The sequence below is a fragment of the Hymenobacter antarcticus genome (assembly GCF_039539545.1).
In the GTDB taxonomy this organism is placed as follows: Bacteria; Bacteroidota; Bacteroidia; order Cytophagales; family Hymenobacteraceae; genus Hymenobacter; species Hymenobacter antarcticus.
Genome location: NZ_BAABDI010000045.1, coordinates 14,511 through 29,021, shown reverse-complemented (window position 1 = coordinate 29,021; position 14,511 = coordinate 14,511). Strand labels below are relative to the sequence as shown.

General features: G+C 64.5%; 6 protein-coding genes and 1 riboswitch. Of the genes, 4 read left to right on the top strand and 2 right to left on the bottom strand.

The window, feature by feature from the left end; genetic code table 11:
• Positions 1-191: 191 nt before the first annotated feature.
• A complete protein-coding gene (locus tag ABD819_RS20375) occupies positions 192-5,816 on the bottom strand; it encodes a fibronectin type III domain-containing protein (RefSeq protein ID WP_345127354.1) in 5,625 nt (1,874 codons plus the stop codon).
• Positions 5,817-6,181: 365 nt separating this feature from the next.
• On the opposite strand from ABD819_RS20375, the gene ABD819_RS20370 reads away from it, so the two are divergent.
• On the top strand, positions 6,182-8,623 hold the full coding sequence (locus ABD819_RS20370; RefSeq protein WP_345127352.1) for a T9SS type B sorting domain-containing protein: 2,442 nt from the start codon (positions 6,182-6,184) through the stop codon (positions 8,621-8,623).
• A gap of 216 nt (positions 8,624-8,839) precedes the next feature.
• On the opposite strand, the gene ABD819_RS20365 is transcribed toward ABD819_RS20370, so the two are convergent.
• On the bottom strand, positions 8,840-9,826 hold the full coding sequence (locus ABD819_RS20365) for a cation diffusion facilitator family transporter (RefSeq protein WP_345127350.1): 987 nt from the start codon (positions 9,824-9,826) through the stop codon (positions 8,840-8,842).
• Positions 9,827-10,014: 188 nt separating this feature from the next.
• Between ABD819_RS20365 and ABD819_RS20360 the strand changes: the two genes are divergently transcribed.
• From ABD819_RS20360 to ABD819_RS20350, 3 genes are all read left to right on the top strand, one after another.
• On the top strand, positions 10,015-10,881 hold the full coding sequence (locus ABD819_RS20360) for a transporter (protein WP_345127349.1): 867 nt from the start codon (positions 10,015-10,017) through the stop codon (positions 10,879-10,881).
• A 99-nt stretch (positions 10,882-10,980) separates the two neighbouring features.
• A riboswitch (cobalamin riboswitch) is annotated at positions 10,981-11,194 on the top strand.
• Between the two features lie 161 nt (positions 11,195-11,355).
• Positions 11,356-13,320, top strand: a complete 1,965-nt coding sequence (locus tag ABD819_RS20355) for a TonB-dependent receptor (RefSeq protein WP_345127348.1) — start codon at positions 11,356-11,358, stop codon at positions 13,318-13,320.
• 48 nt (positions 13,321-13,368) lie between these two features.
• On the top strand, positions 13,369-14,412 hold the full coding sequence (locus tag ABD819_RS20350; RefSeq protein ID WP_345127347.1) for a DUF5074 domain-containing protein: 1,044 nt from the start codon (positions 13,369-13,371) through the stop codon (positions 14,410-14,412).
• Positions 14,413-14,511 lie beyond the last annotated feature (99 nt).

The following is a 14,511-nucleotide window of genomic DNA, read 5'->3' as shown; positions in this document are numbered from 1 at the left end:
GACTTCACCCACCACGGCCAATTTAAAGGGCAAACTGTAGTCGCGCTGACTACGCCGCACACGCGGCTCAAACTCAGTTTTCATGACATCTTTTGGGAAAGCTGTCAACCTATTTCCGGCCCCGACAGACGAAACAAAAAGGGCTGCCCCAAGCGAAGCAGCCCTTTTCAAGCGGGAATAGTTAGGTTTCCCTATTCGAGCACGACTTTACGGGTGAGGATGTTGCCATCCACGGCCACGCGTAGGGTGTACACGCCCGCAGCCAGGCCGCGGGTCGGGAGTACCTGTTCGGCGGTGCCGGCCAGTGGGGCCGTGCGCACGAGCTGGCCGAGGGCGTTGAGCAGCGAAGCCTGACCCGGGCCGCGCAGGCCGGCCAGGCGCAGGGTGAGCTGGCCGGTGTTGCTCGGGTTGGGGTACACGAGCAGGGCGCTGGTCTCGGCCTGAGCCTTGGTGGCGGTAACCAGGCCGGAGCCGGCCAGGGTGAAGGCGCCCGTGACATCGGAGCTGCCGTAGCCGCTCACGGCCACGTAGTAGCGCTGCCCGGCCGTGAGGCCGGTGACGCTAATCGGACCGGTGATGGCCGTGTTGTTGGCCCCCGACGAGGCGCAGGTAATCAGGTTGAATGGACCATTCGCGCAGTTGGGGCTGCTGTACACGCGCACCATGCCGGCCGTGGTGCCGGTGATGTTGAGCGTGGTGCTCGTGCCGGTGGGCGTGAAGAAGAACCACACGTCCCTGGGCAGCTGGGCCGAGGAGCAGGCGGGCAGGTTGATGCCGTTCTGCACGCTGGTGGTCGCGCCCACGTTCGAGCCGGAAACAGTGCCGGTGCCCAGGCCCAGCGCGCCGCAGGGCTCGTCGTTGGCGGGAGCCGTGAGGGGCGTCGTGAACGAGAACGGACCTGCCTGGGCACTGCTGCCATTGAAGCCGCCGCACACCTGCTGCACATAGAACTGATAAACAGTAGCAGCTTGCAGGCCGGTGAGGGTCGTCGTCTGGGTCGTGATGCCCGACAGCGTGGTGCTGCCCGTGCCGCCCGGCGTGAAGCCGGTCGGGCCGTAGGTCACCGTGAAGGTGCTGCCCGCCAATGCGGGTGCCGACCAGGTGAGTACCGCCGTGGTGTTGGTGATGGTGCCCGTGCCCAGGCCCGCGGGCGTGGGGCAGTTTGGCACCGGCGAGGCGCAGATGGTGATGGGCCCGAGGTTGGTCTGGGTAGTGCTGTAGGTAGATACCCGCACGAGGTAAGTCGTGCCCGGAGTGAGCGCCGTCAGGTCGAGGTTGGGCGCGGTGGTGGTGCCGTTGGCCGCCGTGATGCACGAAACGAACGTCAGCGTACCAGTGCAGACGCCCGAATACGCCCGGATGGTGTTGGCCGAAGCCCCCGTCACCGTCAGGCGCACGCTGGTGCTGGTCGGGCCCGTGGCGGCCGTCGTGAACTTATACCACACGTCGAGAGGCGTCGCGGTGGGGAAGTTGGTGCAGGTGCCGGCGGCAACGCCCGTGGTAGCCGTAGCGCCCACCATCGTCGAGTTCAGCGGATTGCAGGTGTTGCTCACGGGCAAATCGATGGCCCCGCAGGGCTCATCGTTGAGAATCTGCGTGCTGAAAGTGGCCGGGCCGGCCGTGCCGGAGTTGGCCCCCGCGGCGCAGTTCAGCGTCACGTAGAACTGGTAGGTGGTGCCCGGCGTGAGGCCCGTGACGGTGTACGGCGGCGCAACAATGCCCGACACCGTGGTGCCGCCCGTGGCCGGGTTGAAGCCCGTGGGGCCGTACACCACGCTGTAGGTGCCCGTGCCGCCCGTCAGCCAGGACAGCGAAGCCGTCGTGGTGGTGGTGGTAGCCGTGAGCGCCGCCGGCGTGAGGCAGCCCGTGGCCGATTCGAGAATGATGTTGTCGAGGCCGATATCAGTCACGCCGAAGTCGGCGCGGCCGCGGAAGCGGATAACGGCCGTGGCCGAGGTGCTGCTGATGGGCAGCACCTGCGTCACGAAGCCCGTGGCCACCGTGCCGCTCTGGTTGAAGCCCGTCAGGCGGCTGAAGGTCGCCCCACCGTCGGTGGAAAGCTGCACCACGAGCGAGTCACTGCCGCTGGTGTTGATGTAGTCGAAGCTCAGGCGCTTGGCCCCGGCGGCGCTCAGGTTCACGAACAAATCGAGGGTGCCGATGAGGCCGCTGCTGGCCTGGCCGCTGTGGAAGCGGGCCGAGTGCGTGCCCTGGCTGCCGGTGGGCGTGTAGGCGTAGCTGGCCGGGTTCACCCAGGCCGCGCTCACGCCGTCGTCTTCCCGCCGCCACGAGTTGTTGCCCGTGGTGGGCGTGTTGCGCCAGTTGTTGGTAGGCACTTCGTTGGTAGCGCAACGGCTAATCCAGGTATTCTCGAAGCTTTCCAGCACGGGCAGCGTCGCGTACACCGGGGTAACGCAGGCGGTGCTGAAGGCTACCGGGCCGGCCGTGCCGGAGTTGGCCCCCGCGGCGCAGTTCAGCGTCACGTAGAACTGGTAAGCCGTGCTGGCCGTGAGGCCCGTGATGGTGTAGGGCGGCGCGGTGAGGCCCGACACCGTGGTGCCGCCCGTAGCCGGGTTGAAGCCCGTGGGGCCGTACACCACGCTGTAGGTGCCCGTGCCGCCCGCCAGCCACGATACCGTAGCCGATGTGGCCGTGGTGCCCGTCACGGTCAGGTTAGCCGGGGTGAGGCAGCCGGTGGCTGACTCAAGAATGATGTTATCGAGGCCGATGTCGGTCACGCCAAAGTCGGCGCGGCCGCGGAAGCGGATAACGGCCGTGGCTGAGGTGCTGCTGATGGGCAGTACCTGCGTCACGAACGCAGCGGCCGTGCCGCTCTGGTTGTAGCCCGCCAGGCGGCTGAAGGTCGCCCCACCGTCGTTGGAAAGCTGCACCACGAGCGAGTCGCTGCCGCTGGTGTTGATGTAGTCAAAGCTCAGGCGCTTGGCCCCGGCGGCGCTCAGGTTCACAAACAGGTCGAGGGTGCCAATGAGGCCGCTGCTGGCCTGGCCGCTGTGGAAGCGGGCCGAGTGCGTGCCCTGGCTGCCGGTGGGCGTGTAGGCGTAGCTGGCCGGGTTCACCCAGGCCGCGCTCACGCCGTCGTCTTCCCGCCGCCACGAGTTGTTGCCCGTGGTGGGGATGTTGCGCCAGCTGGTAGTGGGGATGTCGCGCGTGCCGCAACCGTTCACCCACGTATTTTCGAAGCTTTCCAGCACGGGCAGCGTGGCATATACCGGGGCAATGCAAAGTGTAGTAAAGGTAAACGGGCCGGCAACCTGGCTGGTAGCGCCGCCACCGCAGTCCTTGGTCACGTAGAACTGGTAGGTAGTGTTGGCCGTCAGGCCGGTAATAGGGGCCGACAGGTTGGTGGTGTTGATGGTGGTGCTGCCCGTGCCGCCCGGCGTGAAGCCGCTCACGCCATACTGAATAATGTAGTTGGTAGCCGTGCCGCTGCCCGCGCCGAAGGCCAGCGTGGCCGACGTCGTGGATACGTTCGTAGCGGTCAGGCCCGTGGGCGGCGCGCAGGCCGGAGCCGACCCAATCGTCACCACGAAGTCCTTGGTTTCGCCGCCGCCGAAGGTCGAGCAGGCGTCGCCCGCGCCGTTGGCATTGCCGGTGCCGCGGCTGCGCACACGCATGCCGGTGAGGCCCGTCACCGCGTTGGCAGGCACCGTAATATTCACGGTTACGGCCGTGTTGGCCGTGGTCGTGGTCGCAATCTGCGTCCACTCAGTTGCCTCAAACGTGCCGTTCTGGTTGAAGTCAATCCAGACCGAGAGGATGCTGTTGCCGTTGTTGTTCACCGTAACCGGGTAGGTCAGGCCCTGAAGCAGGGTGCCCGTGGTGCTGCCCGCTACCGGGTAGCTGGTGTAGGCGCTGGTGCCAAACGAGGTAGTCACCGTGCCGCAGGTGAGGCCCGTGGCGTTCAGGCCCGAGCCGCCTACGGTCACCTCCGTAACGTTGTTGGAACCGCAGAAGCCCGACAGGAATACCGTGCTGGGGTTGCAGTACACCGGCACGCTGTTGGTGGTGAAGCTCTGCACGCCGCAGCCCACGGCCGGGCCGTTGGCGTTGCGGGGCACAATCTGGTAGTAGTACGTAGTGGCGGCGGCCAGCAGCGCGGCGGGCGTGTAGCTGGTGCCGGGCTGGTTGGGGCTCACCAGCGGCGGCGTGGCCGTGGTGCCGAAGTACACGTCGTAGCCCGTGGTTACGCCGGTGCCGGCCTGCCAGGTCAGGGCGGTGCCCCGGCTTACGTTGGTAGCGCCGGCGGCCGGCAGCAGGTTGGTGGCGCAGGTGGGCACGCCGCTCAGCACGTTCAGGCGCACGTTGTCCAGGCCGATATCCGACGTGAAAGTGCCCGTCACCTTCGTGCGGAAACGAACAATTGTCGTGGCCGAAGTCGAAGTAATGCTCACGTTCTGGGGCTGCCAGCCCTGGGCCACGGTGCCGCTCACGCCAAGGCGCAGCAGCGGGGTGCCAAACGTGGTGCCGCCGTCGGTCGATACCTGCACTTGCAGCGAGTCGTTACCCGCCGTGTTCAGGTAGTCGAACTGCAATACCTTGTTGCCGGCCGCGCTCAGGTTAATATAAAGGTCGAGGGTGCCAAGGGCATTGGCCCCGGCGTAGTAGCTGTGGAAACGGGCCGAGCGGGCTCCCTGACTGCTCACCGGCGTATAAACGCCAATGGTGGGGCTGGTCCAGGAAGCACTCACGCCGTCATCGTCGCGGCGCCAGGAGGCATCGCCCGCCGACGGGATGTTGCGCCAGCTGTTGGTGGGCACGTCACGCGTGGCGCAGGCATCCGCCCAGGTTCCTTCAAAATCTTCAACCAATGGCAGGCTGGCGAAAGTGGCCTGGTTCACCGTCACCGTAACGGGCGTGGAGCTGGCCGACTGGCCGCCGCAGGTCAGTACCGCGCGAAAGGTGCGCGTAGCCGTGAGCGGCCCCGAGGTGTAGGCCGGGCTGGTAGCCCCGGTAATGTCCGCAAACGTGGTACCGTTGGTCGATACCTGCCACTGGTACGTCTGGCCCGTGCCAAATGACGCGCCCAGCAGTGAGAAGTTTACGGTGCTGCCGGCGCATACCGCCGCCGCCGACGCCCGCGTGGTGCCCGCCGTGGGCGGCGAGGTACAGGGCCCGCCGGGCGCATACGTCACGCGCAGCGTGGGGCGGCGGTCGCCGTACGACGCCGCTGTGAGGGCCGTTGTGTTGCTGAAGGCGGTACTGGCGGCCGTGCCGAGGGCAAAGCCCACGGCCGGGTTGGTCACGAAGTTGATAACGGCCGAGGCGGTGCCTTGCTTTTCGTGGTCGGCCAGCACCAGCAGGTTGCCGCCGGTGTACACGAACGGTTGGCTAAGGGTCACGCTGAAGTAGTCGCCGGCCACGCCGCTCACCTGCTGCGTGCTGGAGGTGTACACCTGCGTGGCCCCCGTGGTGAGGGTGCCCCAGGGTTGGGTCGTGACCAGGGTGGTTTGGGCCGAATTGGCCAGCAGCACAGTAAAGATGTTGTTGCCGGTGAGCGTGCCCGCGTCCGATTTCAGCCACGCCAACTCCGTAATTACCGCCCCGGTGGGAATGTTGAGCTCGGCCGGGGTGTAGAGGTGGGCATAGCGCGAAAAGTTGAATGCCGAAGTAGCCGTCGACCGGTAGATGGGCCCATAGAAATAGGAGCCGGTGGCCGGAGCGACTACCGGCACCGCCGTCGAGCCGATGGTGGAGGTTTGGGCCGCTGCCGTGCCGAAGCACAGCAGCCAAAGCAGCGCAAGCCACCCATAACGCCGCGTAGCGCTGGGTGGCCCTAATGAGGAGAAGTATTTCATATAATAATGAACGGGTGAAAAAGGAGAAAAGGGGGGTGAGAAATGAAGACTTGCTGAGCGTCTTATCGGGGCCCATGGTAGGGGTGGAGCCATATCCGCCATAAGGTGCGGATTCGCGATAAATACTAACAGCGCTGAAACTTACAAAGAAAAACTGGTCTGCAAAGTATAAATAAAATTAAGTTCAAATTCGAGATTTTTTTCGGGTTTATGGCCCTTAATTTGCTTATAATGACCGCAGAAATTTCCGGAATTTTGGTCTGCTGCCTATATCCCCGTATCTTGGTTCGCTAAGCCGGAGCCGACCACCCAGTCGCATTTTTTCACCCCCTCTCTCACCCCTGTTACCTCCAACTTCTTCACCCATGAAAAGAATCTTACGCTCTTTCACCCTGCTCCTTGTTGCGTGCTGCCTCCTGGGCGGGGTGCAGTCGGCGCACGCTTCCCACTTGCTGGGCGGCGACCTCACCTACACTTCCCTGGGGGGCAATAACTATCGGGTGAAATTCCGCCTGTACCGCGACTGCAGCGGTATCACACCAGGTACTTTCACGCTGGAGTGCCGCAACGGAGCCTGCAATACTGCCGCTAACGTCACGGCTACCCTCGTGCCGCAAGGAGCCGTGACGGCGGGTAACCCGTTCTGCGCGGCCGTGTCTTCGGGACCGTGCGTGGGGCCGGCCGGCCTGCCCAACTACGACGTGTATACCTACCAGGCCGACGTAACCCTGGCCCCCGGCAACTGGCAACTGAGCACCAACTCAAACGCTCGTCCTTCGCTGGCCAACATCATAGGCGGTGACCTGTACGTGCAGGCTACCCTCGACAACCGCGCCGCGCCCAACGGTTCGGCCGTTATCAACAACTCGCCGCAGTTCGACCCGCTCGATATTCCGATTCAGTACGTGTGCTGGAAGCAGCCCACCACCATCACCTACTCGTCGATTGAAGCTGATGGGGATTCCGTAGTCTACTCGCTCACCGCTCCGCTCGAAAGCTGCGGCACCCCGGCGACCTACACGGCTTATCCAGGTTCTACTGGTGGCGGCGTTATTATTCTGAGGACTAACCCATTGTGCGTACTGCGCCTGCCAGGTATTGGGGGCACTGGTAATTTTAGTCCTACGCTGCCCATTCCGGTGGGTATCGACACGGTGGGGCAGTGCCCGATTCGTGACGCTGTTCCTCGTTTCATCTTTAACCAGCAGTCACGCACCATCTCCTTTACGCCCAGCGTGTTCTACGCCAACACGGCGTCGAACCTGGGCCGCAACAAGTATCAGATTGCCGTGCTGCTCACCGAGTATCGCCGCATCAACGGGGTGCGCCGCGTGATTGGCACCGTGCGCCGCGAAGCCAACCTGATTGTGACGGACTGCGGTGGCAACACCACCCCCAACCCCGTAGTGGTCAGCCCCGTGACGCCGGGTTCCAACACCAATGCCGTGAACACCACCGATACGACCCGCATCGACGTGTATTCGTGCAGCTTCTCGCGTGTGCAGCTCAACTTCACCGACCCCGACAACCTCCGGATTCCGAGCGCCAACCAGCTGCTGACCGTGAGCGTGCCCCCAAACATCAACAGCGACCCCAACCTGCTGGACTCGGGCGATGTCGGGACGTTCGTATTCAGCACCGCTGCCGCCACCGCCAACGGCTCGACCAATCCCCGGGCCACCTTCTTCTTCCAGCCTTCGCCCAGCACGGTGGGCCGGGTTATCCGCATCAGCCTGCGCATCGAGGACAACGCCTGCCCCATCAAGGGCATTCAGAACCGGGTAATCGTTATTCGGGTACTGCGGGGCAACTTTGCCACGGCACTGGCCACGGTAGGCGGCAGTGGCCTGCCCAACGTGACGCCGGTGACGCTGTGCAGCGGCTCGCTGAACCTACGCGGCTCGGTGGTCCGTCCGGACTCGGTGCGTAGCATTGCCACTGGCATCGTGCGCTTGCAGACCTACGCTTATCAGTGGAGTGTGGTGCGCGGCAATGGTTTCAATGCCACCACGGCTGCTCAGCAGAACATCACCGTGAACCCCACCGTGACCAGCCGCTATCAATTGCGAATCAGCCCGAACGGTGGCTTCGGCCCGGGCTGCGGCGATACGACCTCGATTCTGGTGCGCGTGTCGCCCCCGGTGGTGGCCCGCTTCGCCATCACAGATTCTATTTCGAGCCGCCCGCGCACCAACCCCAGCCAGCCCGCGGGTGGGCTGATTCCGCCCATCACCTACACCTTCAACAACCAGACGACCATCGACGGACTGCCGCCGCGCATCAATGGCCTGCCCGCCAATGGGTTTACCTCAACGGTATTCCGCCTCGACTCTATCCGCTGGACGTACCAGCGCATTAAGGATGGGGCCGGCCGCCTCGTGAGCGACGCTCCCAAGGTATTCTCGCGTACCTACAATCCCGGCAACCTGGTGCTGGCGCAAGGTGGCACCTACCTTGTGCAGCTGAGCTCGGCGTCGACGCTCATCACCCCCCAGGGTAGCACTGCCAACCGCGGCCAGTGCCCGGCTTCGGTTTTCCAGCGCATCGTCATCGTGCCGGAGCTGAGCGTGCCGAACATCATTACGCCCAACAACGACAACCTGAACGACGTGTTCGTGGTGCCGGTGGCCCAGCGCGGGGGCAAGCTGGAAATATATAACCGCTGGGGCCGCAAGGTGCAGGAATACGCCAGCTACCAGAATACCTGGGGTGGCGGCGAGCAGGTGGACGGGGTGTACTACTACTACCTCACCGACGCGAGTGGCAACAAAACCAAAGGGTGGGTTGAAGTTCGTCGCGGGCAATAGCCCGATTCGGAATACCCACAAAAAAGAGGGCCGCGAATTTCGCGGCCCTCTTTTTTGTGCGTTGCAAGCCGGGCCGGGGCCTGACTCGCGGGAGCGTGTACCCCGAATTTCCAATTCGGCCGCGGGAACGATACCCGAACAGCTCGTGCAGGCGGCCGAATTGGAAATTCAGGGTACACGTTCAGGCGGCCGAATTGGAAATTCGGGGTACACGTTTTAGCTCAGGTGATGGCGCTCGTTCTTCACGGCGTTCGTCACCGTCCAGACAATGGCGTGCCGGAAGGGATGCTGGCGCACGGCGCAGGCGGGCATGAGGCACAGCGAGCAGGCCGCAAACGTGCAGGGGTCGGCGTGCACGAACATCTCTACTTCCACCGCGAAGCGGGCCCGGATGAGCTCCTCAATGTCGTGCAGCTGGGTGTGCACCTCATCGAGGCTGAAGTAGTAGGGCATCTGCATGTGGCAGTCGATGTGCAGGTTGGAGCCGTAGCGCTGCACGCGCAGGTTGTGCACGTCAATCCAGGAGGGGCGGCGCTGGGCCTGCAGCTCAGCAATCACCTCGGCCACCACGGCGGTATCGGTTTCGTCCATCAGGCCCGACACGGCCCGGCGGAGCATGCGCCCGCCGTTCACCAGAATGAAGCCGCCCAGCAGCAGGGCCGCGCCCGCATCGAAACGCTCGATGCCGGTGGCCGCCACCAGCACCAGCGCCCCCGACGACACGATGGACGTGACCGCATCGATGTACAGGTGCTGCCCATCGCCCACCAGCGCCACCGATTTCAGGCGTTTGCCGGTGCGCACCAGCAGCAGGCCCACGCCCAGGTTCACCACGGCCGTGCTAGCCAGCAGGAGCACGCCCCAGTCGGGCCGGGCCACCGGGTGCGGGTGCAGCAGGCTCAGCGAGGCGCTATACAGAATAAAGACGCCGGCAATGAAAATCAGGGCCCCTTCGAAGCCGATGGACAGGTACTCCACCTTGCCGTGGCCGTACGGATGGTTTTCATCCTTGGGCAGGCTGGCCAGATACAGGCTGTACAGGGCGAAACCGCTGGTAAACACATTGATAATGCTTTCCAGCGCATCGGTGAGCACGGCCTGGGAGCGGGTGAGGTGGTAGGCGTAGAACTTAACGGCCACCAGCCCGATGCTCACCACGAGGGAAAGCAGGCCGAGGCGGTTCTTGAGTTGGGTAACGGTCATGCAGGCGGGTTTTCGGGGCAAAGGTCGGGCATGGCAAGCCGGGTCGGGCCCTTACGGCAGCCCCGGCCCGAAACCTTTTTGGGTCTCTCTGTTATTTGATGGTCCTGAAAATATCTCTCGGGCTAGTTGCTTTTGGCCAACCGCGGTGGCCGCACCGGCGAAAACCCGGCTTTTGCGTACAAGCGGCCATGAAACACTTTTTCGCCGGCTTATTTTCTGTTTTTTTTCTTACCCTCGATGCGGCGTGGGGCCAGGCCCCGGCCAAAACGTCTCCCTACGATTCGGCTCATTTCAACCTGTTCAAGCCGGTGCCGCGCAATCGCCTGCGCGAGCTGCAACCCGACCGCCCCGGCGTGACGGAAAGCCCCTTCACCGTCGATGCCGGGCACTTGCAGGTAGAGATGGATGCCCTGCGCCTCATCAACGGCGGTACGGGCAACGAGGACCGCACCCGGGAGCTGCACGCGGCCTACACCATGCTCAAGCTGGGCCTGAGCCGCCGCACCGATGTGCAGCTGGAAGCCCCGCTTTACACCGTGCTCAAGCAGCGCCCCAGCGGGGCCAGCGATTTTGAGGAACGCCACGCCGGCTTCGGCGACGTGACCCTGCGGGTGAAGCACAACTTCGTGGGCGACGACCATCTGGGCAGGTTTGCTCTGGCCATCATCGGCTACGCGCGGCTGCCCACCGGCGGCCCGGTGGGCGATGGCGCCGTCGAGTACGGCCTCGTGCTGCCGGTCGATGTGGAGCTGAGCGACAAGCTCAACCTCGAAGCTCAACTGCAATCCGAAGTAGCCTACGACCGGGAGCAGGACCAGCGCTACCTGAACATGGTGCCCTCCGTGGCCCTCGAATACGATTTTACCCGCAAGCTGGGCCTCATCACCGAGGCCGTGGCCCAGTGGAATACCCAGCAGCGCCGCTGGCAGTCCTCCGTGAACGTGGCCCCAATTATCAAGCTCAACGACAACCTGCAGCTGGATTTCGGTACCCACCTGGCCCTGAACCGGATTAGTGACCGGGAGTATTTCGTGGGCTTCACCGTACGCCGGTAGGTTCAGATAAGAGTTGAGAGTTAAAAGTTGAGAGTTACGTTATCTGTTGCCTAATCCTCAACTCTCAACTCTCAGCCCTCAACCCTTAACTCCCACCCCTTACCTTTGCCCTGCGATGGTGCCAACCCCCAATCGCGGGGCGCGGCTGAAAAGGGAATCCGGTTTAATGCCGGAGCTGTCCCCGCAACTGTACGCTTCATATCGGGGTGGGCCACACACGCCACTGTTTGCTGATTGATTATCAATCATCTAATGGGAAGGCGGCCCACCCGGCGGAGCAAGCCAGGAGACCTGCCAGCGCATTCATAGGTTCAGCATTCGCGGAGGACGGATGGAGAAAGAGAGCAGCGGCCGCCTTCGGGCAGCCGGTTTTTTCCTGTTTTTCGGCCTCGGCCCGGCAGCATTTTTCTTCTGAACAGGAGAGGAGCGCGGCGGGTTTTGAATCGAATTTTCTTTATCGAAAATTTGATTCGGATGCGTATTTTCGTTGTTGCCTGGGTGCCCGGGGCCTTTGCGCTGCTGGTGGCTGCGGGCCTGTGCCGGCCGGCCGCCGCCCAAACCCGGCCCGACACCCTCACCGGCCGCGTCCACCCGCTGGCCGAGGTGGCCGTGGTGGCCGAGCGCACCACCCGCTACGCCGTGGGCACCACCCGCTACGCCCTCGATTCGGCCGCGCTCAGCCAGTTTCGGGGCAGCTCGCTGGCCGAGGCACTGGCCGCCCGCACGCCCATCTACTTCAAGAACTACGGGTCGGGGCAGCTGGCTTCCATCAGCATTCGGGGCACGTCGGCGCGCCACACGGCGGTGCTCTGGAACGGGGTCAACATCAACTTTTCGTCGTTGGGCGAAGCCGATTTTTCGCTGCTGGCCGTGGGCGGCAACACGGAGGTAACGGTGCAGCCCGGCCCCGGCTCGGCCCTCTACGGCACGGGCGCGGTGGGCGGCGCGGTGCTGCTGAGCGGGCAGCCCCGCTTCGGCGCGGGCCTGCGGGGCAGCGTGCAGGCCAACGTGGGCAGCTTCGGGCTGGCCGCCGGCAGCGCCGAGGCCAGCTACGGCACTTCCCGGCTGGCTCTGCGCACCACCGCCCTCTACCGCACGGCTCAAAACGACTTTGTGCTGCCCGAGCGCTATACCGGCACGCCCGGCCTGCGCCAGCAAAACGCCGCCTTTCAGCAGTGGAATTTCACCCAGGATGTGCGCCTGCGCGTGGGGCAAAACGGCCAGCTTCTGGCCGCCGCCTGGCTCACCGGGGCCGACCGCCAGATTCAGGTGGGGCTGGGCATGGCCAACCGCCACGGCCGCGAGCTGGACCGCAGCACCCGCCTCCTCACCGAGTACCGCCACCGCCGGGGCCGCTACGAAGGCCTGGTGCGCGTGGCCTATGTGCAGGACGGCATTCGCTACGGCGACGATACGCTGGAACCCCAGGATTCGGACCTGCGCACCACCCAGGCTCAGACCGAGCACACGCTCGCCCTGGGCCCCCGCGCCAGCCTGCGCTTGGGGGCCGAGGCGCAGCACTTTGCCGCCACCGTGGACGGCTACGCCCGGCCCATTACCGAAAACCGGTTTGCCGCGTTTGCCCTGTTTCGGTACGACCCCCGGCCTGCTCTGCGCCTGAGCCTGAACCTGCGCCAGGCCGCCGTGCCCGACCAGCGCCCGCCCCTGGCCCCCGCGCTGGGCCTGGAGTGGGACCTGTTGCCCGAACCAATGGCCGACGCCAACGCGGCCACCAGCCGCCAGCTCACCTTCCGGGCCAGTGGGGCGCGCAGCTACCGGGCCGCCACCCTCAACGAGCGGTACTGGCCCACCGGCAACCCGTTTATTCTGCCCGAAACCGGCTGGGGCTACGAGGCCGGCCTGCGCTACGAAACCACGCCCACCGGCCCGGGCCGCTGGCGTACCGAGCTCACCGCCCACCGCCAGCTCGTGGATAATTGGGTGCAGTGGGTGCCCACGGCCATCGGGTTTTCGCCGCGCAACCTGCGGCTGGTGCTGGCGCAGGGCCTGGAGCTGAACACCCACCTGACGCGGCAGTGGCGGCAGTGGCAGGGCGCGGTGCGTGCCAGCTACGCCCTCACCGAGGCCCGCAAGCAGCAGGGCTACGCCGCCGATGCCGAGCCGGCGGGCAACCAGCTGGCCTACGTGCCCCGGCACGCCGCCACCGCCAGCGCCGAAGCCACCTGGCGCGGCCACTGGCTGCTGAGCGCGGGCACCAGCTTTAGCAGCTACCGCTATACCACGGCCGGGGCCGATGATTTTTTGCCGGCCTACTGGCTGACGCAGGCGGGGCTGGGCCGGCATTTCGACCACGGCGCGGCCCGCCTCACGCTGCTGGTGCAGGGCTACAACCTGGCCAATGCCCGCTACCAAACCTACCTCAACCGTGCCATGCCGCCCCGCTCCGTGCTCGTGAGCCTGCGACTGGCCCGGCGCTGATTTCCCCGATTTACACCAACCCTTTTTTGCCAAATACCCATTTTCCCAATGAAATACGCAATTCCCTCCTTTCGCCTGACGGCCACCGCGCTGGTGGCGCTGGCCCTGACCACCGCCTGCGACCCCGCCACCGAAATTGCCCCGATTCCCGCCGTCACGGTCACCAATTCGGTGTATGTGATTAACGAGGGCTCGACCAATGGGGCGGTGAGCCTCTACGACAAGGCCACCAAAATGGTGCAGGCCGACCGGTTTGCGGCGGCCAACAGCGGCCGTAAGCTGGGCCCCTTCCTGCAGTCGATGACCGTGGTGAACGACAACGGCTACCTCGTGGTCAACGGTGCGGATGAAGTTCAGGTAGTCAAAATGGCCGATTTTACGGCCGTAACCACCATCCGGGGGCTGTCGCAGCCGCGCTTCCTGGTAGCCGCCAGCGCCGACAAGGCCTACCTGACCGAGTGGCTGGGCGGTTTCCCCAACTACACCGGCCGGGTATCGGTGATTGACCTGAAAACCAACACCGTGACCAAGCAGATTGCGGTGGGCAGCGCCCCCGATGAGATGCTGCTGCTGGATGGCCGCCTCTACGTGACGGCCAGCTACGGCAATGCGCTCACCGTCATCAACACCACCACCGATGCGGTGGAAACGACCGTGGCCATGCCCGACGGCCCCAAAAACATTCTGCGCGACGGCAAAGGCAACATCTGGGTGCTGTGCAGCAAATACCTCGCGACCACCGATTACCTGGTCCGCTTTGCGCCTTCGGCTACGGCCGTGGGCCAGCAGGTGCGCATCGCCTTCCCCAGCTCCTACGTCAACGGGAACCTGCGCACCAACGCCGCCGGCTCAAAAATCTACGCTTCGCTGGGTAGCGGCACCTATGTGCTGGAGCCCACGGCTACGGCCCTGCCAGCCGCGCCGCTCATTCGCCGCAACTTCTACGGCCTGGGCATCGACCCGCAGGATAACACGATTTATGCCGGCACCGGCTTCACGGGCCGCGACAAGGTGATTCGCTACACCATGACCGGCGCGCCCATCGACTCCTTCAACGCCGTGGTGGGTCCGAACGGGTTTCTGTTCCGCTAACCCGGTTTTTTGATTTCGCCACTTTCCTTTCTGTAATCAAGTAAAAAGGCCCGTACCATGTTGGTGCGGGCCTTTTTGCTTGATGCTGGTTGCTCGGGT

What these genes read in the sequence shown, in the direction of transcription:
- ABD819_RS20375 (WP_345127354.1), bottom strand. Translation starts at nt 5,816, where the DNA reads ATGAAATACTTCTCCTCATTAGGGCCACCCAGCGCTACGCGGCGTTAT.
- ABD819_RS20370 (WP_345127352.1), top strand. Translation starts at nt 6,182, where the DNA reads ATGAAAAGAATCTTACGCTCTTTCACCCTGCTCCTTGTTGCGTGCTGC.
- ABD819_RS20365 (WP_345127350.1), bottom strand. Translation starts at nt 9,826, where the DNA reads ATGACCGTTACCCAACTCAAGAACCGCCTCGGCCTGCTTTCCCTCGTG.
- ABD819_RS20360 (WP_345127349.1), top strand. Translation starts at nt 10,015, where the DNA reads ATGAAACACTTTTTCGCCGGCTTATTTTCTGTTTTTTTTCTTACCCTC.
- ABD819_RS20355 (WP_345127348.1), top strand. Translation starts at nt 11,356, where the DNA reads ATGCGTATTTTCGTTGTTGCCTGGGTGCCCGGGGCCTTTGCGCTGCTG.
- ABD819_RS20350 (WP_345127347.1), top strand. Translation starts at nt 13,369, where the DNA reads ATGAAATACGCAATTCCCTCCTTTCGCCTGACGGCCACCGCGCTGGTG.